The following is a 22,589-nucleotide window of genomic DNA, read 5'->3' on the forward strand; positions in this document are numbered from 1 at the left end:
GCCGCGCCTGGGCTAACAGCTAGGTAACGCTTATGGAATTTGCCGGGGTTCCAGGTAAATTCGATTGTGTGACCGATCACAGCGGGGGGCGCGACGAGGCGCTTCCACACGGCGTCCAAGGTGCGGCGGACCGGAACTTCTCCTGCACGGTCCGCGGGTTCTCGAAGCTGTTCCCGGGCCGGAAGTACGGCGGCGGCGCGCTCGTGATCCTCCAAGACGGTCAACCGGTGGTCGACGTCTGGACCGGCTACGCGGACCGCGACGGTACGCAACACTGGACGGCCGACACCGCCGCGATGGTGTTCTCCGCGACGAAGGGTATGGCCTCGACGGTCATCCACCGCCTCGTCGACCGCGGTTTGATCGATTACGACACCCCTGTGAGCGAGTATTGGCCTGAATTTAGGGCCAATGGCAAATCCGCCGTCACGGTGCGGCAGGTGATGGCGCACGAGGCGGGGCTATCTCAGCTCAACGGCGTCAGCAAAGCCGATCTGCTGGATCACCGGGTGATGGAGGGCCGGGTCGCGGCGGCTCCGGTGAACACTCTGCTGTTCGGCAAGTCGGCCTATCACGCCCTCACGTACGGCTGGCTGTTGTCGGGTCTGGCTCGCGCGGTGACGGGGCAGAGCATGCGCGAGCTGTTCCGCATCGAGTTGGCCGAGCCGTTGGGAACCGATGGTCTGTATCTGGGGCGTCCGCCGGCTGGCGCCCCGACCCGGGCCGCACAGATTCTCGTTCCGCAACGGCGGTGGCCCAACCATGTCTTCGACTTCGTGGCGCCCCGGCTCGCCGGGCTGAACTTCTCGGGCGCCTTCGGCTCGATGTACTTCCCCGGGGTGATGTCCTTGGTTCAGGGCGACACCCCGTTCCTGGACACCGAGGCGCCCGCCGTCAACGGTGTGGCGACAGCCCGCGGCCTGGCCCGGATGTACGGCGCAATCGCCAACCAGGGCCGCTCCGGTGGCGTGGACTACCTGTCCGAGCGCGTCGTTGCAGGTTTGGCCGGTCCGCCCGGTTTACGCGCGGATCGCAATCTGGGGGTGCCGCTCGGATTCCATCTCGGGTATCACTCGGTGCCGTTCGGGATCATGCCCGGATTCGGCCATGTCGGACTCGGCGGGTCGGTCGGCTGGGCGGACCCGGCCAGCGGGCTGGCGATCGGGTTTGTGCACAACCGGCTGCTGACACCGATGTTGTTGGACATGGCTGCCTTCGTCGGTCTGAACGCCCTGATTCGCCAGGACGCCGCTCGTGCCCGTGAGCGTGGATTCGAGGCCGTGCCGGATCTGGGTGCGTCACCGTACGAGGTGCCCAAGCCCGCCGCGGGATAGTCCGTCTTTCTGATCAACGGAGCCGACCTGAGAACATGGCAGGTCGGCCCCGTTTCGTTGCGGGGGGCCGGTGGCGGGACGGGAACAGCGGCGTACCGCTTCTACCTCCCGTGATATACATCACACTCTGTCCCAGATATGGGTTGCCTCTGCCGGAATTGCAGCGCATGTCCACCGTTAACCTCGGCTTCTTTGCCTTAGTAGACAGAATGTGGTTTCTGTCACGTGCTCAGGCTTGCCGTGGGCTGGATCTCAACCGGGCTACCCTGGTCCCGGAGTTTGGTACGCCGACGTCCCGGGCGTTGCGACACTTTGGCCGGCCCTCCTGATCAATGCTGGTTATGACGTTGCAGAGTCAATAAGATCCATTAGCTGGTGCGTCATTTGGGTACACCTTCGTACCATTGTCATGCACTACGTCGACAGAACATGAATTCGGTTCAACTACGGATACAGTAGTTTGCGTGCCCGTCGCCAGCTAACTATTGGCAGGGGATCTATGAATTAACTGTGGGTGACACACTGAACAGTGTTTCCAAACTATGGACAACCTGTGGAAATCTTTGTCCAGACCTGAAATCGGCTCGGTGTTAGTTAGCGGGATAATTTGTCCCGGGGAGTGGCGGCACGGAGTCGGATAGCGAATAGTGTTGTGGTGCAGCATAATTGACCGATTATCGGGGCATCGTCGACTTCTCTGCGGTGTCTCGCTGGTGAAATTGGTCGGTGCTGTCATTTCTCATGAATTGGTGGACGCAGCGAACGCGTGAACGTTTTTGCGATCGGGTGTTTCCAACATCCGGTTGGGCCACGCGCTAGGCTACGGACCCGCGTTGGCAACGACTCGTACCGGATACGGGGATTCGGTACCGTGCGTCGTGGGCGACGTAGCGCACATTCTTTTCCGTGTTCTAAGTATGTTGATCGACGCTTTGCTGATCGATCGCATCGAGAGAGGTGAGCCAACTTGGCCGACACACCAGTCACCCCGATTGCCGTTATCGGCATGGGCTGCCGTCTGCCCGGAGGGATCGACTCACCGGCCGGGTTCTGGCAGGCTCTCCTGCGGCGGGACGACCTCGTCACGAAGGTTCCGCTCGATCGTTGGGATGCCGACGAGTTCTACGACCCGGAGCCCGGAGTTCCTGGTCGTTCAGTGTCCAAGTGGGGCGCGTTCCTCGACGATGTCGCGGGCTTCGACGCGGACTTCTTCGGTTACGGCGAGCGCGAGGCGCCGTCGATCGATCCGCAGCACCGACTCCTGCTAGAGACGTCGTGGGAGGCCCTCGAACACGCGGGTCTGGCCCCGGGGGACATTTCCGGTTCGTTGACCGGTGTCTTCCTGGGTATGACGCACAACGACTACCAGATGGTCGCCGCCGAGGCCGACGCGCTCGACGGTGCCTACGGCTTCGCCGGGACGAACTTCAGCCTGGCGTCGGGCCGGGTCGCCTACGCACTGGGTGTGCACGGACCCGCGCTGACGGTCGACTCGGCATGCTCATCGGGCTTGCTGGCCATTCACATGGCGTGCCGGAGCCTGCACGAGTCGGAAAGCGACCTGGCCCTGGCCGGCGGCGCTTCGCTCCTGCTCGACCCGAAGAAGATGGTTGCGGGCTCGGCGCAGGGAATGTTGTCGCCCACCGGTCGCTGCCACGCGTTCGACATCGGCGCCGACGGATTCGTCTCGGGCGAGGGCGTCGCGATGGTGCTGCTGAAGCGCCTTGCCGACGCCGAGCGTGACGGCGACCGGGTGCTGGCCGTGATCCGCGGGACCGCAGCCAACCAGGATGGCCACACGATCAACATCGCGACCCCGTCGGAAGAGTCGCAGAGCGCGGTCTACCGCGCGGCGCTGGCCGCCGCAGGGGTCGATCCGGTGACCGTCGGCATGATCGAGGCCCACGGCACCGGCACCCCCGTCGGCGATCCCATCGAGTTCGCCAGTTTGGCCGCGGTGTACGGCACCGAGGGTCCGTGTGCCCTAGGGTCGGTGAAGACGAACATCGGGCACGCCCAGTCGGCATCCGGGGCGATCGGTCTGATCAAGGCCGTACTCGCGCTGCAGCATGGCGCCGTTCCGGCCAACCTGCATTTCACCGAGTTGCCGGAGCCGATGGCGCGGCTCAACAGTTCGTTGGTCGTCCCCACCGAACTGATGGAATGGCCCGTCGCCGGGGAGCACCCGCGGCGCGCGGCCGTGTCGTCCTACGGGTTGTCCGGCACGAACGTGCACGCAGTGCTCGAGGCGCCTACCTCCGGGGCTGAACCTGCCGGTGCGCCAGAAGGCGATGCCGAGCCGATGATCTTCGCGGTGTCGTCCACCTCGGCCGACGAACTGCGCCGTACTGCCGGCCGGTTGGCCAACTGGCTGATCCACGAGGCCGATGATCAACCGTTGCCGGATCTGGCCTACACACTGACGAGGCGGCGTGCTCACCGGCCGTTCCGAACCACGGTGACGGCGGCGACCACCGACGAACTCGGCGCAGCGCTACGGGAGGTCGCCGAGGGCGACGCCGTCTACGAGGCGGCAGTGGGGACCGGTGAGCGCGGACCGGTGTGGTTGTTCTCAGGCCAGGGCTCGCAGTGGGCGGGGATGGGTGCGCAACTCCTGGCCACCGAGCCTGCGTTCGCGGCGGCCATCGCCGAACTGGAACCCCTCATCGCCGAAGAGTCGGGTTTCTCTGTGACCGAAGCGATTTCGGATCCCGAACCGGTCGAGGGCATCGATCGGGTGCAGCCGACGATCTTCGCGATGCAGGTTGCGCTCGCGGCGGCCCTGAAGTCCAGGGGAGTGCAGCCCGGAGCGGTCATCGGCCATTCGATGGGTGAGGCCGCGGCCGCCGTGGTCGCGGGTGCGTTGTCGCTACAGGACGCTGTGCGGGTGATCTGCCGGCGGTCGGCCCTGATGACCCGGATCTCGGGTTCGGGCGCCATGGCATCGGTCGAACTGCCCGCGCAACATGTGCTGTCCGAACTTGCCGCGCGAGGCATCAAGGACGTGGTGATCTCGGTGATCGCATCGCCGCGATCCACCGTGGTCGGCGGAACCACCGAACGCATCCGAGAGCTCGTCGCCGACTGGGAACAGCGGGACATCATGGCCCGCGAGGTCGCGGTCGACGTCGCGTCGCACTCGCCGCAGGTCGATCCGATCCTCGACGACCTCGCCGAGGTGCTCGCTGACCTGACCCCGCTCACACCGACGGTGCCGTACTACTCGTCGACCTCGTACGACCCACGTGACGAGCCCTACACCGACGCCGACTACTGGGTGGACAATCTGCGCCACGCCGTGCGGTTCTCGGCCGCGGTGCAAGCCGCTCTCGAAGACGGCTACCGGGTGTTCGGTGAGCTGGCCCCGCACCCGCTGCTGGTCCACCCGGCCCAACAGGTCGCCCGCAGCCTGGACATCAACATCGCGGCACTGCCGAGTATGCGACGCGAGACCGAGATGCCCTCTGGTCTGCTGCAGTACGTCGGCGACCTGCACAGTGCGGGTGCCGCCGTGAACTTCGGGACGCTGTACCCGGCGGGCGCCCTCGCCGACGCGCCCCTGCCCACGTGGACTCGCCTGCCCTTGACCGTCAGCCGGGACGCTCGCGACGTTCTACCGGGCGGTGGACATCTGCTCAGCGTCCATCCGTTGTTGGGCGCGCATGTAGTCCTTCCCGAGGATCCTGAGCGGCATGTCTGGCAGGCCGACGTCGGTGTCGACGCCCAGCCGTGGCTGGCAGACCACCAGGTCCACAACGTGGCCGCGCTTCCGGGTGCTGCGTACTGCGAGATGGCGTTGGCGGCCGGCCGCTCACTGTTGGGCGACGCCTGCGAGGTGCACGACATCACCTTCGAACAGATGCTGCTGCTCGACGCCGAGACCGTCGTCTCGGCCGAGGCGAAGGTGACCCCTGAGGGCGCGGTGAAATTCCTGGTCGAGACGGCCGGGGAGGTCGGGCAGATCCGGCGTGCCGCGGCGGTGATCGTCGAGGCGGAGCCGTCCGATGCTCCGGCCCGGCACGATCTCGCCGAACTCAAGGCGGCCCACCCCCGTCGCGTCGAGGGTGATGCGCTGCGGAAATGGTTCGGGGACAAGGGTATCCAGTACGGCCCTGCGTTTTCTGGTCTGGCCGCGGCATACACCGCCGACGGACCCGTCACCAGTGTCCTGGCTGAGGTGGCCCTGCCCAGCGCAATCCGGTCCCAGCAGGGCGCCTACCAGATCCATCCGGCCCTGCTCGACGTGTGCTTCCAGTCCGTGGCGGCGTACGCCGAAGGCGAGGATCCTGGCGGTCTGCTGCTCCCACTGGGTGTGAAGAGCCTGCGCGCATCCGGTTCGACCCGTGCGGCGCATTACTGCCTACTGCAGGTCACCAACGCCGACGCCGCCAGCGTGGACGCCGATCTCGACCTCCTCGACGAGGATGGTGAGGTTCTGCTCAGCGTTCGAGGCCTGCGGTTGGGCACCGGGATGTCCGAAAGCGGTCAGCGGGAACGGGTCTTCAATGAGCGACTGCTCGCCGTTGAGTGGCACGAGCAGGAACTGCCGGAGGCGCAGACTTCCGGGACGGGCAAATGGTTGCTGATCACGTCGGATGCCTCGGATCTGCTGACCACCGAGTTGGCCGACGCCCTCGAACCCGATCTCGGTGACGTGTCGACGGTGGTATGGCCTGAAGGGGCGAACCAATCGGCCAATGCCGAATCGCTGCGCAAACACCTCGGTGTGGAGACCTACAGCGACGTGGCCTTGGTCCTGGCGGGTGCTGTGGCGACGGGGGACCGGCAATCGGCTGCCCGGGGTCAGGAGCTCGTCCAGCGTGTGGTTCACATCGTGCGGGAACTCATCGATGTCGAGGATCAGGCGCCCCGCCTCCACCTCGTCACGCGTGGCGCGCAGTCCGTGCTGCCCGGTGACGCACTCAACCTCGACCAGATCGGGCTGCGCGGACTGGTCCGCGTGATCGGAAACGAGCAGCCGCAACTGCATGCGACTCAGATCGACGTCGATGAACGCACCGATCCCAAAGACATTGCCCGCCAACTGCTCGCGGGAAGTCCTGAGGACGAGACGGCCTGGCGTGACGGTCATTGGTACACCGCGCGGCTGGGGGCCAGCCCGTTGGCCGCCGGTGAGCGACTGTCCACCACCGTCGACCTGTCCACCGATGCCGTGCGCCTGAGCATCCGTACCCCAGGGGATTTCAGTTCCCTGGAGCTCACCACCTTTGAGCGCACAGCGCCGGAGCCCGGTTGCATCGAGGTGCGGGTCAGCGCGTCGAGCCTGAATTTCGTCGACATCCTGGCGGCCTCGGGCCGGTATCCGGGTCTGGCCGACCAATCCGCAACGCTGGGCCGCGATTTCGCAGGAATCGTCACGGCGGTCGGACCCGATGTGACCGACCACAAGGTCGGCGATCGGGTGGCCGGTGTGGCGGCAACCGGTTGCTGGGGCACGTTCGTCACGTGTGCCTCCGACCTTGCCGTCGCGCTGCCCGACGGGTTGGCGATGGACAGCGCCGCCGCAGTACCCACCGCGCATGCCACGGCGTGGTACGCCTTGCGAGAACTGGCGCGGATGTCGGCACAGGACAAGGTGCTGATCCATTCGGCAACCGGCGGCCTCGGTCTGGCCGCGATCGCGGTCGCACGCGAGTCCGGCGCTGAGGTGTTCGCCACCGCCGGCAGTCCGGAGCGTCGACAACTGTTGCGCGACATGGGTATCAAGTACGTCTACGACTCTCGCACGCTGAGCTTCGCCGATGAGATCCGACGCGACACCAACGGATACGGTGTCGACGTCGTGCTCAACTCGCTGACCGGATCGGCGCAACGTACCGGGCTGGAATTGCTCGCCTTCGGCGGCCGCTTCGTCGAGACCGGAGTCGCTGACCTTCGCGGTGATGCCACCCTCACGCCGACGATGATCCGCGACGGCCTGTCGTTCCACGCCGTCGATCTGTCGTCGCTGAGCCAGCGCCGGCCTGACGCCGTTCGTCGCGTGCTGCAGACCGTGTTCGGCAAGATCGCCGCAGGCGCGCTGCCGCTCCCGGAGGTCAGCACCTATCCGTTGACCGAATGGGCGGCGGCGATGGAGCGGATGGGTGCGGCCCAGCACACCGGCAAGCTCGTCTTGGAGATCCCGGAGTCGGGCTCTGACACGGCGGTGGTGCCGCCCGAGCACGCGCCCGTTTTCCGCGCCGACGGGGCGTATGTGATCACCGGTGGACTCGGTGGCCTGGGACGGTTCCTCGCCGAGAAGATGGCGTCGTCCGGTTGCGGCCGGATCGTGCTCAACGCCAGGTCTGCGCCGTCGGCCGAAGCTCTGGTCGATCTCGACCGGATGCGGGCCCTCGGTACCGAGGTGGAGGTGGTTTCCGGCGACATCGCCGATTCGGCCACTGCTGCGGCGCTGGTGTCGGCGGCCACGGCCACCGGGCTGGCGCTGCGGGGTGTCCTGCACGCGGCGGCAGTCGTCGAAGATGCCACGCTGACCAACATCACCGATGACCTGGTGGCCCGAGATTGGACACCAAAGGCTGTGGGCGCGTGGAACCTTCATGACGCGACGCGGTCGGAATCGCTGGACTGGTTCTGCTGCTTCTCGTCGGCCGCGGCCCTGGTGGGCTCACCCGGGCAGGGCGCGTACGCGGCGGCCAACAGCTGGTTGGACGGATTCACCCGTTGGCGGCGAAGTGAGGGACTGCCGTCGAGCGCCATCGCCTGGGGTGCGTGGACCGAGATCGGCAAGGGCACCGGATTCGCCGATGCCTCCGACTCGGCGATCGCCCCCGAGGAAGGTGCCCACGCTTTCGAGACGATGCTGCGGCACAACCGTGGATACGCGGGCTATACGCCGATTGTGGGGGTGTCCTGGCTGGCCGACTTCGCCAAGCGCGTCCCGTTCGCCGAGTCGTTCCGTCCCGCGAGTTCGGGGGATTCCGACGCCAGCGGCTTCCTTACCGAGCTGTACGCCAGCCCGCAGGACGAATGGCCTTCGCGGTTGCGCCGTCTGGTGTCCGACCAGATCAGCGTGTTGCTGCGTCGTTCGATCGACCCGGACCGTCCGCTGGCCGAATACGGCATCGACTCGCTGGGCAACCTCGAGGTACGGACCAGGATCGAGACCGAAACCAGGGTGCGGATCAGCCCGGCGGACATCACCACCGTTCGCGGGCTGGCCGACAAGCTGTGCGAGAAATTGATCGCCAATGCCGACACGGAGCTGACACCGACGGCGTGATGCCGAATTCGGTTGAGTTTATAGAGGAGTCACGTTGCAGTTAGGGTCCGTTTCGATCGGTTCGGTCGAAGAGTGGGAAGCTCCGCCCGGTTCCGCCGTCTCCTGGCGTGCGGCGCCGGCCTCGCGCGCCAAGGCCGCTGAAGCGCCCGTCAGTGACGTGCCGGTCAGCTACATGCAGGCCCAGCACCTGCGGGGGTTCGTCGATCAACGCGCCAAGGGGCTGGACTACTCCCGCCTGGTGATTGTGACGTGCGATATTCCGGGGCAATGCGACATCAGGGCGATGACCTATGTGGTCAACGCGCATGTGCGCAGGCATGACACGTTCCGCAGCTGGTTTGAGTACCACGATGTCCACAACATCGTGCGGCACACGATGACCAATCCGGCCGACATCAAGTTCGTGCCCACCCGCCACGGCGATCTCACGTCGGAGGAACTGCGTCAGCTGACGTTGTCGACGCCGGATCCACTGAACTGGGACTGCTTCACCTACGGCATCGTTCAGTACCCGGATCGATTCACGATCTATGTGAGCATCGACCACCTGCACATGGATGCGACGTTTGCCGGTGTGACTCTCATGGAGTTCCACGCGATGTACACCACTCTCGTCGGTGGCGGTGCGCCGCTGGCACTTCCGGAGGCCGGCAGTTACGACGCGTTCTGCCTGCGGCAGAAGGAGATGCTCGGCGCCTTGACGCCGGACTCGCCGGAAGTCACGGCCTGGGCCGATTTCGCGTCGAGCAACAACGGCAGCCTGCCGGACTTCCCACTGCCCCTGGGTGATCCGCTCCAACCGTGTGGAGCCGAGATGTGGGTCGAGACCCTCATGGACGAGGAGCAGACCGCTCAGTTCGAGTCGATGTGCGTCGCTGCCGGGGCCCGCTTCATCGGCGGCATGCTGGCCTGCACCGGGCTGGCCGAGCATGAGTTGACCGGAGCGGACACCTATTACGGGCTGACCCCGAGTGACACCCGAAAGACCACTGCCGACCTGATGACGATGGGCTGGTTCACCGGGCTGGTCCCGATCACCGTTCCCATCGCAGGCCGGTCTTTTGCCGAATCGGCCGTTGCGGCACAGAAATCCTTCGACGCCGGACATCAGCTCGTGGATGTCCCGTTCTACCGGGTGCTCGAGTTGAGGCCCGAATTGGATTGGCCGAGGCCGAATTTCCAGGTGATCAACTTCCTGGATGCCGGGGCGGCACCATTGTCGGTGCTGCTCACCACCGAGTTGGAATCGATGCGGATCGGCATGTTCAGCGACGGCGTGTACTCGTACCAGATGACGGTGTTCCTGGTGCGATTGAAGGACCGCACGGCGGTTTCGGTGGTCTATCCGAACAATCCCGAGGCACAAGAATCGGTCGGCCGGTACGTCAAGGTGCTGAAGTCGACGTGTGCGCGGGTGCTGGAAAACCTCGGCGCAGGGTCGCGCAGGTGAGTCGCGGAATGAAGTCAGAACAGGAAGGCACACTCGATGGCTGAGTCGACACTCAACGGCGTGTTGCGTGAGCGGGCGAGCATGCAACCCAATGACGTCGCCTACACCTTCGTCGATTACGAACGCGACTGGGACGGTGTAGAGGAGACCCTGACCTGGGGTCAGCTCTACCGGCGCATCCGAAATCTGGCAGGGGAGCTGCAGACTCATGCCGCGGCCGGGGATCGCGCGGTGATCCTCGCGCCACAGGGCCTGGAATACATCGTTGCGTTCCTGGCGTCGCTGGAAGCCGGCGTGGTCTGTGTCCCGCTGTCGACGCCGATGATCGGCGCTCACGACGAGCGCGTCACCGCAGTCCTCCGGGACGCGGCGCCCTCGGTCATCCTCACCACATCCGCCACCTCCGACACGGTGGCGCCGTATGCGGTGGCGCAGGACGGCAATCCGGCCCCCGTCGTGCTCGCGGTCGACGAGCTCGATCTCGACTCCCGCAAGGCGGTACGGTTGCGGCGCGAAGCTGCCCCGGACACCGCGTACCTCCAGTACACGTCCGGCTCGACGCGGATCCCCGCGGGCGTGATGGTGTCGAATCGCAACCTGACGGCCAACTTCGAGCAGATGATGGCCAGCTTCTATCCGGACTACAACCGGGTGCCACCGGCTGACACGACCGTGGTCACGTGGCTGCCGCTGTACCACGACATGGGGATGATGGCGGGCATCGTCGCGCCGATCCTCGGTGGATGGCGCACCGTGATGATGAGTCCGTTGGCATTCCTGGCCCGGCCGGCACGCTGGATGCAACAGCTCGGCAGCGTGACCACCGGCTTGACCGCCGGACCCAACTTCGCCTTCGATCTGGCTTCGGCAAAGACCACCGATGACGATATGGCGGGCTGCGACCTGAGCAATGTGCTGAGCATCATCAGCGGGGCCGAGCGCGTTCACCACGCGACGGTCGAACGCTTCACCAAGCGGTTCGCCGCCTTCAATCTGCAGGGCAAGGTGATTCGGCCTTCCTATGGTCTGGCCGAGGCCACGCTGTACGTGGCGACGCGTGAGCCGGGGAAGCCGCCGGTGGTGGCCCATTTCGAGCCCGAGAAGCTGGCCGCCGGGCACGCCGAGCGGTGTGCCCGCGGAACCGCGCTGATCAGCTATGGGACACCGCAGAGCCCGGCGGTACGGATCGTCGATCCGGAATCCCACACCGAGATGCCCGCCGGGATGATCGGTGAGATCTGGGCACGGGGCGAGAACATCGCGGCCGGGTACTGGAACCGACCCGAGGAGACGCGGGAGACTTTCGGCGCGACGGTCGACGGCGTACCCGGCGGAACATGGCTGCGGACCGGCGATCTGGGCTTCATCTCCGAAGGTGAGTTGTTCATCATCGGCCGGGTCAAAGACCTCCTGATCGTCCGCGGGCGCAACCACTACCCGGACGACATCGAGGCCACGGTGTCGGCGATCTCCCGCGGGCGCGTCGCTGCGATTGCGGTAGACCACGACGAGGAAGAGAAGCTCGTCGCCGTCATCGAGGTCAAGAAGCGTTCCGACGAAAGTCCGGAGGCCCTGTCCGAGCGTCTCACGTTGATGAAACGCGAAGTGATCTCCGCCATCTCGACGGCGCATGGACTCAACCCCGCCGATCTGGCGCTGGTCGCTCCCGGCTCGCTCCCGATCACCACCAGCGGCAAGGTCCGTCGTCAGGCGAGCGCAGATCTGTACCGCCGGCAGGAGTTTGCGAGGTTGGACGCCTGATCGGGGCTGACCCGACGCGCTGAAACCACCATGTGGGCAACCCTTTTGCTGATGGCCATCGCGGTCAGTCTCGAGCCGGTGCGGATCGGGCTGACCGTGCTCATGCTGAACCGACCCCGGCCCGTGCACCAGTTGCTGGCTTTCCTGTGCGGCGGGTTCCTCATGGGCCTGGTGGTCGGTGGGACGGCGTTGCTCGTCCTCGATGCCGCACCGCTGGCCGCGGGCACGCTCACCGTGCCGAGGATGCAGATCGGGATCGGCATCCTTGCCTTGGTCGCGGCTGTGTTGGTGGCCGCCAACGTGGGTTCGCGGCGGGCCCGGCCTTCACAGGTGGAGGCGGACGAGTCTTCCACCGGCAGCGTGGCGCTCGCGGCGCCTCGAGTGGGTCTGCGACACCGGATACGTGCGGTCATGCAAGGCAATTCGCTGTGGGTAGCCGGCGTCAGCGGTCTGGGTATCGCGTTGCCGTCGGTTGACTACCTGGCGGCATTGGCCGTCATACACGCCTCCGGCATCGCACCCGGCACACAGGTTGGTGCGGTGATCGCCTTCAACCTGGTGGCCTTTGCGCTCGTGGAGATCCCACTCCTGAGTTACCTGATCGCCCCGCAACGTACGCTGGTGTGGATGACCCGCGTACACACCTGGATCCGTTCGTGCACGCGGCGCGACGTAGCGATGATTCTTACCGCGGCAGGGGCTTTGTTCATCACGATCGGCCTGTTGGGGATATGAGCGACGGCATGACACCGCCGACGGGCGGTGCTCAGGAGGGAGACGGCAGGATGCCTGGAGTCAACGGAGGACGTCGGCGTCGCGAAGCGGTCCGCGCTCGGCGCCGGTCACGAGATGCCCTCCGCCGGGTGCCGCAAGGCCTGCTGGCCGGATCCTTTGCCGTGGGCCTCGTCGCCGCGGGAACGGTGTTCGGCGCCGGAACCGCCTCCGCCGAGTCCGCGCTGATCTTCGGCGGCGCCCGCGGCCCCGGCATCCCGTGGGACCAGATCACCAACAAGGTGGGCCGCGGTTATTACCCGAACGCGAACCGGCGCATCGTCGAGTACCCCGCCGGGATGGTCTACGGCCGGTTGCCGGACAAGTTGTGGCCCGGCAACGACATCTCGACCGACAGCGTGGGCGACTCGGTGGACATCGGTGCGCGCAACCTGAAGACCGCGCTGCAGGACACCCCCGGCCAGACCGTGGTGGTCGGCAACTCCGAGGGCGCGCTGGTGCTCAGCGAGGCGCTGGCGCGCCTGTCGCAGGATCCCGGTGCGCGTGCCCCGGAAGGCGTGTCCTTCACGCTGTTCGGGCCCCCGCAGTCGGTGACGCCGTTCAGCCATTCGGTGCTGTCGTCGCTGACGCCGGGAACGTACGTGCCGCTGATCGACTACACGGTGCGCGGTCCGGTGGAGAGTCAGTACGACACCACCTTGGTGGTGGGCGAATACGATTTCATCGCCGACTTCCCCGATCGGCCGGACAACTTCCTGGCACTGGCGAATTCGCTTGTCGCGCTGGAGTATCTGCACACCGAGACGTCGTACTCCTCGCGTGAGGACGTGCCACTGCAGAACGTCGTGGTCGCGGTCAACTCCAAGGGAGCGACGCAGACGACGTATTTCCTGCCGACCAAGCTGTTGCCGCTCACCAGGCCGCTGCGCGACAACGGCGTTCCCAACGAGCTCGTCGACCAGCTCGACGGTGTGTTGCGGCCCATGGTGGACGCCGGATACTCGCGTAACGACTATCCGGGTGCCCCGGCGACCGGTATCGATCCCGTGGCCCGGGCCAACGTCGAGAACTGGTTGCGGGAGGCCGGTACCGGCCTGGCGGAACTGCCGCCACAGCCGGCCCTCGCGTCGCAGCCCACGATCAAGCTGAGCCGCACGGACCAGGAGAACGTCGACAAGGCGGTGCAGGGCATCCAGTTGAGCCCCACTGATCAGGCCAACATCGACAAGGCTGTGAAGGATGTCAAACTCAGCCCGACCGATCAGGCCAACATGGACAATGCGGCTCAGCAGGTAAAGAACCTGTTCCCCGGTATCGGCTAGCCGGCTCCGCTCAGCTGCCGGGCTCGGTTTCCCGCTTGGCGGCCACCTTCAGCCGGCCGCGCAGCCCGTCGAGCTGACGTGTGACGAAGTCCGAGGGCCACCAGTTCGCGGTGCCGATCAGCGTGGCGATCGCGGGTACGGTCAAGGTGCGCACCAGGAACGTGTCCAACAGAATCCCTACGCCCACCACGAATCCGGCTTGGACGACCGTGGTGATGCTGGCGAACAACAGCCCGAACATCGAGGCGGCGAAGATGAGCCCGGCCGCGGTGATCACGCCGCCGGTGGATCCGACGGTGCGGATCACTCCCGAGCGCACACCATTGGGCGACTCATCGCGGATTCGAGAGATCAGCAGCAGGTTGTAATCGGCGCCGACAGCCACCAGCACGATGAAGGTCAGTGCGGGCACGCTCCAATGCAACTGTTGGCCAAGGACATACTGGAACATCACGACACCGATGCCCAGGGCCGACAGGTAGGAGATCACCACCGAGGCGATCAGGTAGAGCGGCGCGACAAGCGCACGCAACAGGACTACCAGGATCAGCAGCACGACCGCGATGGTGATCGCGATGATGAGCCGGATGTCGTGGTTGTAGAAGTCGCGGGTGTCGCGCAACATCGCCGGATATCCGGCGATCGACACCGAGGCCCCTTCGAGCGCGGTGTTGGGCAGGGCGCCCCGCGCGGTGTCACCGATCGAGTTGACCAGGTTCATCGCCTCCGTGCCGAAGGGGTTGATATCGGTCTGGATCAGGTACCGCGCGGTATGACCGTCCGGGGATATGAATGTCGCTGCGGCCTTACGGAATTCGTCCTGGGTCAGGATCTGTGCGGGCACGTAGAACCCGGACATCGGTGGGCTGGCGGCGTCGGTCTTCATGTTGAGCAGGAAGGCCGACGCCTCGTCGAGTCCCGATCCCATCCGCTTGGTCTCGGTGACCAGTTGCGAGACTCCGTCGGCGATCTGTTGGCTGGCGTCGGCGAGCGTATCGGCGCCGGTCTGAAGGGTGCTCAGCTGCGATCGTGCCTGGGCCGGGTTGGACAGTCCCATGGATTGCATGGACCTGCTCGCGGTGTCGATGGCGGCGCTGAGATTCTTGACCGTGTCATCGAGGGACTGCATCGGATCTGTCGCGCGCAGATCCCGTGCCAGGGCGGCGATCTGATCGAAGGTTCCGTCGGTGCGGGCGGCAGCCAGTCGGCGCAGTGATCCGCGGGCCTCGAGACACGCCGGGTCGGTGAGACAGACGGGGCTGGTGTCCAGTCCCCGCAGGACCGGATCGATCCACGGCATGCCGTTGGTCAGATCGGCGAAGTTCGTGTCGAGCGAGTCGCCGAGTGCCCGCATGCTGCTGACCAACTTTGACGCGCTGTCGATCTGCTTGAGCGTCGCGTTGCCGCCGACCTGCTTCTGCATGGTCGCCAGGGCGTCGACCAGGCCACGCGCTCCGGCCACGCCGCGGGTGACCTGCGTGCGCACATCGAGCAGGCTGGTGGCCAACGTATCGGCGCCGTCGGTGAGCCGATTGAGATCGCTTGCCCGCCCGTTGATCTGGGTGGAGGCATCGTTCAGCTTGGTGCCGACCTCGCCGGCCTGATAGCTGAGACGTGCCTGCTGCAGCGATTCTCCCGTCGGCCGGGTGATCCCTCGCACGACCGCGATCCCGGGAAGCTGGCTCACCCGCTGGGCCATCTGTTCCAGGTCGGCCAATGCCTGGGGCGTACGCAACTCGTTCGGGGACTGGATGATCAGGTACTGCGGAATGGCCGAGCTGATCGGGAAGTGATCCTCCAGGGCCGCATAACCCATGGAGCTCTCAGCGTGCGCGGGCAGCGCCTTGCGGTCGTCGTAGTTGTACTGGACCAGGGTCGCGCAACTGGCCAGCGCCGCAAGGACGACCAAACTAGCGGCCAGATGGGACCACGGCCGACGCACGATGCGTATGCCGGATCGTCGCCAGATCCGACTCGTGAGGTCACGGCGCGGGGCGATCCAGCCCCGGCGCCCGACCAACACCATCACGGCGGGCAACAGCGTCAGGGCAGCCAGCAAAGCGATGCCGATGGCGACCGCGAGTGCGGTACCGACGGTGGAGAACAGACCCAACTGAGCGAACATCATGCCCAAGAAAGTGACGGCCACCGTGGCGGCGGACGCGGCGATGACCTTGCCGATCGAGCCGAGTGCCTGTTCGACCGCGCGGTCGGATTCCAGTCCGTCGCGCAGATAGTCGTGATACCTGCTGATGAGGAAGACGGCGTAGTCGGTCCCGGCACCGGCCATCATGGCGGTCAGGAACACGACGGTCTGGTTGGAGATACCCATGCCCAGGTAGGCGAGGCCGGCGATCACCGATTGCGCGGTGATCAGCGACGCCCCGATGGTGAGCAGCGGGAGCAGCATCGTGACCGGGTTTCGGTAGATGATCAGCAGGATCACCAGAACCATCCCGATCGTGGCGATCTCGATGGCCGTCGTGTCGCGTTCGCCGATGTCGGTGAGATCGGCGACGGTCGCGGCGGGTCCCGTGAGGCTCGCGGTCAGCGAGGCGTCGTGCACGCTGTCTTTGACGATGTCGGCGACGCGGGTATAGGACGCGTATGACTGTGGCGAACCGACATCGCCCGCGATGCCGACCGGCAGGATCCAGGCCTTGCCGTCCTTGCTGGCCATGAACTCGCGCAGGGGAGGGGCGCTGATGAAGTCCTGCAGCATCACGACGTCCGTGTGGTTCTTGCGCAGATTGTCGACGAGCGTGCGGTAGGTCGCCTCGTCGGCCGGGCCCAGGCCCTTGTCGTTGCTGAGGACGACCAACAGCACGTTCTCTGAGCCGGATTCGTGAAACGCCTCTGTCATCTCGCGGGTGGCTACGGTGACGGGCGCGTGCGACGGCAGAATCGCGACCGGCCGTTGCTGCACCATCAGCGTCAACGACGGGAAGGTAAGGGGCAGTGCGGCCGCGATCGCCAGCCAGATTCCGACGACGAGCCACGGCCATCGCACGACCACTGAGCCGAGCCGGACGAACAGCGAAGAGTGTTCGGCCGTGCTCGTAGATTCTGTCTGCGACGGCACTTTACGATCCTACGGGCGAGCCGTGCGGCAGCGGTCGGCGCCGCGGTGGCGGTGAAATGATGTGTGCCCCGACCTCACCGATTGCTCGAAGACAGCCACCGCGTCTTGATCCGCCAGGAATGCGCGGACGCGAGTGCGAAGATCGCGCCGCAGCCACAGGCGAAAACCCATACCAGACGGCCGTTCTCGATGGGTTGCAGGGCTGGTACCAGCGAGGTGACGATGCGGGTCGCGCAGGCGAGCACGCCGCTGATCGAGGCGAACAGGTAGATGTTGGCGATCCGGCGTGATCTCGGATCCTTGCGCAGAATCAGCATGGCCCTGGCCCCGTAGCCCAGCAGATAGATCAAGGTGCCGCACAGGATGATCCAGTACACGCTGAGCCAGAAATCGGTGGGTACCTGGAAGAAGTCGGCACGGTACACCGCGGCGCCGTTGCCCATCGAGAAGGTGGCCAGCAGGACCGGGATGCAGATCGTGGCCGGGCGCTCGACGTACTGCTTGAACGAGCGCTGCATGGCGCTGTCGTCCTGGAGTCGGCCCAGGGAGTTGTAGACGATGGCCGATGCCGCCACGATGTAGCAGTCGTGCCCGATGTAGTCCTCGACGTTCCACTTGCCCGTCAGCTCGTACAGCACGTGCCCGATCGTTGCCGAGGCCCAGGGCGACATCAGCAGCACGGCCAGGCCCTGGAGCGCGATGTTCAGGGTGGCGGCCACCTCCCACCGGCACGACCAGGTGACTCTCCTGATCCACAGGCTCCAGAGGACGCAGGCCAGTGTGATGAGGATGAGTGTGGCGATGGACATAAGACTTTGCCTCGGACGGTGTTGCGGTTCAGCTGTGGTGCGGTTGCTTACAGCGGGGGAGCGTCGGAACGTAGGGTCAGTTCGGACATTCTCCTGGGCCGGTGAACGGCCGGTCGGACACGGGTGGCCGTGTCGGCGGGAGCCACCGTCACCGGCGACGATTCCATGTAGTGCCAGACCTCCTGACGGCTCATCAGCCCGAACCGGATCTGCAGGTCGGGGTAGCTGAGATGGAAGCGGTCGGCCACCTGCCGCAATTCTTCGGCATTCGGATAGTCGGCTTCTTTCACCCGCCGGTAATACGTGCTGCTGGACACGCCCAGCGCGCTGTACACGGCCTTGGCGTCGACCTCGCCATCCAGTAGGTAGTCGAGCAGGGCCTTGAGCTGCCTGCCGTTCTCGTCGGTTCGCGGCATCAGAACACCATAGACCCCTGACCCGGACGCGGTCACGACGAACCGCAGCAAAGCCAGCAACGGCGTTATTGACAATGGTGTCAGACTTTTGGCACAGCTCTCCCATTTTTGGGACTCACTGGCTACCGTTACATATATGTCTGTTTCCGTCCTGCCCGACACATATGCCACGAGTTCGTGGATTGCCGACTACGGCACCGCCGGACCTCCCGTCGCCGCAGATATGGCAACGGTCTCCAGTTCGCTGGACGAGGTGTTGTCCGCGGAACTGCGTGAAGCCCAGATCGCGATCGGTTGCAGCGTCGAGGAGCTGCTGTTGGCCGCACTGGGCCGGGCGGTCGCTCGCACGATCGGCGACGGGGTGCTGGTCATCGACGTCGTGAGCGGTCCCGAGCGGGTCGGACATCGCCGCATCGGCGTGGCCTGCATGTCGCATCGTGGACTGTCGGGGGCCGAATTGCTCGACGCGGCACGTGCGGGAGTCGACGGCGGTGACCATCCGTCGGCGGACATGGGCTTCGCCCATGGCGAGGAGACGCGCGCCGGCCAGCGTGAACATCCGCTCGCACTCCACATCCATCACGACAGCGCGACCACCATGCGTCTGGATTGGCGGTTCGACAGTCGCGGGTTCGACCATTGCACGGTTGACGAGCTGGCCGAGCAGTTCCCGCTGGCACTCATCGAGGTCACCTCCGGTTAGGTGTGGTTTCCAACGATTTGCAGTGCTCATTAGACTGGGCGCATCGGCGCTGATCCGGCCATCACCGGGGAGCCTTCGGAAGAACAGCTGCAGGATTCGAATGCATGAGATCCGCAGTCCAGTAGAACCGGACGGTTGGGCCCGTGATCGCCTGAAAGTTGAGCGGCGCGCTGCGGTGCAGCGCGCAAGCGGGGTGGTACCGCGGCGCTTGCGCAACCCGCGCGACGTCGTCCCCGTGCCTTGAGCGTGTTGAGCTGTTGAACTCGGCACCGGCACAGGAGACGAGACGTGAGCGCCTATCCCAAGCCCGCCGCACCGAATTTTCCGGAGCGCGAACTTGAGGTGCTGGACTACTGGGCCAGCGACGACACCTTCCGGGCCAGTATCGCGCGCCGTGAGGATGCCGAGGAATACGTCTTCTATGACGGGCCGCCGTTCGCCAACGGCCTGCCGCACTACGGCCACCTGCTGACCGGTTACGTCAAGGACATCGTGCCGCGCTACCGCACCATGCGCGGCTACAAGGTGGAGCGCCGGTTCGGGTGGGACACCCACGGTCTGCCCGCCGAACTCGAGGTGCAGCGCCAGCTCGGCATCGCGGACAAGGCCCAGATCGAAGAGATGGGCATCGAGAAGTTCAATGCGGCCTGCCGTGCCTCGGTGCTGAAGTACACCGATGAATGGCGTGACTACGTCACCCGGCAGGCCCGTTGGGTGGACTTCGACAACGACTACAAGACTCTCGACCCGACCTTCATGGAGTCGGTGATCTGGGCCTTCAAGCAGTTGTGGGACAAGGGTCTGGCCTACGAGGGCAACCGGGTGTTGCCGTATTGCTGGAACGACGAGACCCCGTTGTCCAACCACGAGCTGCGGATGGACGACGACGTCTACCAGAGCCGCCAGGATCCGGCGGTCACGGTCGGCTTCACTGTCACCGAAGGCCCGCTCAAGGGCGCGCACCTGCTGATCTGGACCACGACGCCGTGGACCCTGCCGTCCAACCAGGCCGTCGCGGTCAACCCGGACATCGACTACGTCCTGGTGCGGGGTGCCGACGGGCGGCGTTACGTGTTGGCCCAGGCCCGGCTCGCGTCCTACGCCCGTGAGCTCGGGGAGGAACCCGAGGTTCTCGGCAGTTACGCCGGCCGCGATCTGCTCGGGACGCACTACCTACCGCCGTTCGCGTATTTCATGGACGCGCCCAACTCGTTCCAGGTGCTGGCCGCCGATTTCGTCAGCACCGAGGACGGCACCGGCATCGTGCACATGGCCCCCGCCTACGGCGAGGACGACAAGGCCACCGCCGATACCGCCGACATCGTCGCGGTCACCCCGGTGGACTCGAAGGGCCGCTTCGATGCGACCGTGCCCGATTACGCCGGTCAGCATGTCTTCGAGGCCAACTCGCAGATCATCCGCGACCTCAAGAACGGCGACGGAGCTGCGGCAGCCAACGGTGCGGTGCTGCTGCGCCACGAAACCTACGAGCACTCGTATCCGCACTGCTGGCGGTGCCGCAACCCGTTGATCTACCGCGCGGTGTCGTCGTGGTTCATCAAGGTCACCGACTTCCGGGACCGGATGGTCGAGCTCAACCAGCAGATCACCTGGTATCCCGAACATGTCAAGGACGGGCAGTTCGGTAAGTGGCTCTCCAATGCACGCGACTGGTCGGTGTCGCGAAACCGATACTGGGGCAGCCCGATCCCGGTGTGGAAGTCCGACGATCCGGCCTATCCGCGGATCGACGTCTACGGCAGCCTCGACGAACTCGAACGCGATTTCGGCGTGCGGCCGACCGATCTGCACCGGCCGTTCATCGACGAACTGACCCGGCCGAACCCCGACGACCCGACCGGCAAGTCGACGATGCGCCGGATCGAGGACGTCTTCGACGTGTGGTTCGACTCCGGGTCGATGCCCTATGCCCAGGTGCATTATCCGTTCGAGAACCAGGAGTGGTTCGACGGCACCGTCGGCGGTGCCGACAGTCCGACTGGGGTCGGTGCTGACGCCCATTTCCCTGGCGACTTCATCGTCGAGTACATCGGCCAGACCCGCGGCTGGTTCTACACCATGCACGTACTGGCCACCGCGCTGTTCGACAAGCCGGCCTTCAAAACCTGTGTGGCGCATGGGATTGTGCTGGGCAACGACGGCCAGAAGATGAGCAAGTCGCTGCGCAACTATCCCGATGTCAGCGAGGTGTTCGACCGCGACGGCTCCGACGCCATGCGCTGGTTCCTGATGGCTTCGCCGATCCTGCGCGGCGGCAACCTGATCGTCACCGAGCAGGGCATCCGTGAAGGCGTGCGCCAGGTGCTGCTGCCGTTGTGGAACGCCTACAGCTTCCTGGCGCTGTACGCGCCGAAGAAGGGCGTCTGGCGGACCGATTCGGACAATGTGCTCGACCGCTACATCCTGGCCAAGCTCGCCCAGCTGCGCGACGATCTCACCGTCTCGTTGGACACCTGCGACATCTCCGGGGCCTGCGACGAACTGCGGCAGTTCACCGAGGCATTGACGAACTGGTATGTGCGCCGGTCACGTTCGCGCTTCTGGGAAGAGGACTCCAACGCCATCGACACCTTGCACACCGTGCTCGAGGTGACCTGCAGGCTGGCTGCACCCCTGTTGCCGTTGGCCACCGAGGTGATCTGGCGGGGCCTGACCGGTGAGCGCTCGGTGCATCTGACCGACTGGCCCGAAGCCGACGTGCTGCCCAAGGACGCCGATCTGGTGGCGGCGATGGACCAGGTGCGCGAGGTGTGCTCGGTCGGGTCGTCGCTGCGCAAGGCCAAGAAGCTGCGGGTGCGCCTTCCCCTGCCGAAGCTGACTGTGGCTTTGGACAAGTCGGTGAATCCGTCCGCCCTCGCGCCGTTCGCAGATCTGATTGCAGACGAACTCAACGTCAAGGCCGTTGAGTTGACCGACGACATCGATACCTATGGCAAGTTCGACCTGGCCGTCAACGCCCGCGTCGCCGGCCCGCGGATCGGCAAGGACGTGCAGGCCGCGATCAAGGCCGTCAAGTCAGGAGACGGCGTCGTCAACCCCGACGGCACCTTGACCGCGGGCCCGGTGGTGCTGCAACCCGAGGAGTACACCGCCAAACTGGTTGCGGCCGACCCGGAATGGACTGCGGCCCTGCCCGACGGTGCGGGCCTGGTGGTGCTCGACGGCACGGTCACCGAGGAACTCGAGGCCGAGGGCTGGGCCAAGGACCGCATCCGCGAACTGCAGGAACTGCGCAAGTCGAGCGGCCTTGAAGTGTCCGATCGGATCGTCGTGCAGATCTCGGTGCCGGCTCAGTACGAGCCGTGGGCCCAGACCCACCGGGTACTCATCGCCGGCGAAATCCTGGCCACCAGTTTCGAATTCGTCGATTCGGCCGCGCTCTCCGACGGCACAGTGATCGGGGACGGGGTACGGGTCGCGATCGCAAGGGCGTGAGGCGGCCGGTTCAGGGTCCGGCCACCCGCGCGGTGCGGCCGGCGAGCGTGACAATGTCGCCTGGGCGTAGCTGGCGGCCGCGGCGGAGTTCGACCTCGCCGTTGACACTGACCAGACCGTCGGCGATGACGGACTTGGCGTCGGCGCCGCTGTCGATCAGGGATGCCAGCTTGAGAAACTGTCCCAGGCGAATCGACTCGTCCCTGATCGGTACGTCATCCGGCGTCATGCTGGTCAGGCTAGCGCCATAGCATCAGCAGCTATGAACGGCGCCGAGGTCA

General features: G+C 65.6%; 12 protein-coding genes. 8 read left to right on the forward strand and 4 right to left on the reverse strand.

Features of this window, described 5'->3' with window-relative positions:
• Positions 1-32: 32 nt before the first annotated feature.
• The 6 genes from HBE63_RS09925 (at position 33) to HBE63_RS09950 (ending at position 13,842) form a co-directional block, all read left to right on the forward strand.
• Positions 33-1,334: a serine hydrolase domain-containing protein gene (locus tag HBE63_RS09925; protein WP_166904599.1), complete on the forward strand. Its 1,302-nt coding sequence runs from the start codon at positions 33-35 to the stop codon at positions 1,332-1,334.
• A gap of 1,006 nt (positions 1,335-2,340) precedes the next feature.
• Entirely contained in the window at positions 2,341-8,577 is a 6,237-nt protein-coding gene (gene pks2 / locus HBE63_RS09930) for a type I polyketide synthase (RefSeq protein ID WP_243858708.1), read from the forward strand.
• A 34-nt stretch (positions 8,578-8,611) separates the two neighbouring features.
• Positions 8,612-10,027: a condensation domain-containing protein gene (locus HBE63_RS09935; protein ID WP_166904601.1), complete on the forward strand. Its 1,416-nt coding sequence runs from the start codon at positions 8,612-8,614 to the stop codon at positions 10,025-10,027.
• Between the two features lie 36 nt (positions 10,028-10,063).
• Positions 10,064-11,788 carry an AMP-binding protein gene (locus tag HBE63_RS09940; protein WP_166904602.1) on the forward strand — a complete coding sequence of 575 codons (1,725 nt, stop codon included), beginning with the start codon at positions 10,064-10,066 and terminating at the stop codon, positions 11,786-11,788.
• Positions 11,789-11,818: 30 nt separating this feature from the next.
• Positions 11,819-12,523 (forward strand): GAP family protein, encoded by a 705-nt coding sequence (locus tag HBE63_RS09945; RefSeq protein ID WP_166904603.1) that lies wholly within the window; start codon positions 11,819-11,821, stop codon positions 12,521-12,523.
• A 128-nt stretch (positions 12,524-12,651) separates the two neighbouring features.
• Entirely contained in the window at positions 12,652-13,842 is a 1,191-nt protein-coding gene (locus HBE63_RS09950) for a PE-PPE domain-containing protein (RefSeq protein WP_166904604.1), read from the forward strand.
• A gap of 10 nt (positions 13,843-13,852) precedes the next feature.
• Here the strand turns inward: HBE63_RS09950 and HBE63_RS09955 are convergent, their stop codons facing one another.
• The 3 genes from HBE63_RS09955 to HBE63_RS09965 all read right to left on the reverse strand — a co-directional run bounded on the left by HBE63_RS09955 (position 13,853) and on the right by HBE63_RS09965 (position 18,149).
• The gene (locus tag HBE63_RS09955; RefSeq protein WP_208301427.1) at positions 13,853-16,879 is read right to left on the reverse strand and encodes an RND family transporter; all 3,027 of its coding nucleotides are present in this window, start codon (positions 16,877-16,879) and stop codon (positions 13,853-13,855) included.
• 119 nt (positions 16,880-16,998) lie between these two features.
• Entirely contained in the window at positions 16,999-17,733 is a 735-nt protein-coding gene (locus HBE63_RS09960) for a hypothetical protein (protein WP_166904606.1), read from the reverse strand.
• Between the two features lie 47 nt (positions 17,734-17,780).
• Complete coding sequence (locus tag HBE63_RS09965; RefSeq protein WP_166904607.1) at positions 17,781-18,149, reverse strand: XRE family transcriptional regulator; 369 nt, start codon at positions 18,147-18,149, stop codon at positions 17,781-17,783.
• Positions 18,150-18,285: 136 nt separating this feature from the next.
• On the opposite strand from HBE63_RS09965, the gene HBE63_RS09970 reads away from it, so the two are divergent.
• Positions 18,286-18,852: a hypothetical protein gene (locus HBE63_RS09970; protein WP_166904608.1), complete on the forward strand. Its 567-nt coding sequence runs from the start codon at positions 18,286-18,288 to the stop codon at positions 18,850-18,852.
• Positions 18,853-19,140: 288 nt separating this feature from the next.
• Positions 19,141-22,308: an isoleucine--tRNA ligase gene (gene ileS / locus HBE63_RS09975; RefSeq protein ID WP_166904609.1), complete on the forward strand. Its 3,168-nt coding sequence runs from the start codon at positions 19,141-19,143 to the stop codon at positions 22,306-22,308.
• Between the two features lie 10 nt (positions 22,309-22,318).
• Here the strand turns inward: ileS and HBE63_RS09980 are convergent, their stop codons facing one another.
• Positions 22,319-22,537, reverse strand: coding sequence for an RNA-binding S4 domain-containing protein (locus HBE63_RS09980; RefSeq protein ID WP_166904610.1), 219 nt, complete (start codon positions 22,535-22,537; stop codon positions 22,319-22,321).
• Positions 22,538-22,589: the final 52 nt, after the last annotated feature.

Origin of the sequence: Mycobacterium sp. DL440 (genome assembly GCF_011745145.1) — a bacterium.
GTDB lineage: Bacteria > Actinomycetota > Actinomycetes > Mycobacteriales > Mycobacteriaceae > Mycobacterium.

What these genes read in the sequence shown, in the direction of transcription:
- HBE63_RS09925 (WP_166904599.1), top strand. Translation starts at nt 33, where the DNA reads ATGGAATTTGCCGGGGTTCCAGGTAAATTCGATTGTGTGACCGATCAC.
- pks2 (WP_243858708.1), top strand. Translation starts at nt 2,341, where the DNA reads ATGGGCTGCCGTCTGCCCGGAGGGATCGACTCACCGGCCGGGTTCTGG.
- HBE63_RS09940 (WP_166904602.1), top strand. Translation starts at nt 10,064, where the DNA reads ATGGCTGAGTCGACACTCAACGGCGTGTTGCGTGAGCGGGCGAGCATG.
- HBE63_RS09945 (WP_166904603.1), top strand. Translation starts at nt 11,819, where the DNA reads ATGTGGGCAACCCTTTTGCTGATGGCCATCGCGGTCAGTCTCGAGCCG.
- HBE63_RS09960 (WP_166904606.1), bottom strand. Translation starts at nt 17,733, where the DNA reads ATGTCCATCGCCACACTCATCCTCATCACACTGGCCTGCGTCCTCTGG.
- HBE63_RS09965 (WP_166904607.1), bottom strand. Translation starts at nt 18,149, where the DNA reads ATGCCGCGAACCGACGAGAACGGCAGGCAGCTCAAGGCCCTGCTCGAC.
- HBE63_RS09970 (WP_166904608.1), top strand. Translation starts at nt 18,286, where the DNA reads ATGTCTGTTTCCGTCCTGCCCGACACATATGCCACGAGTTCGTGGATT.
- HBE63_RS09980 (WP_166904610.1), bottom strand. Translation starts at nt 22,537, where the DNA reads ATGACGCCGGATGACGTACCGATCAGGGACGAGTCGATTCGCCTGGGA.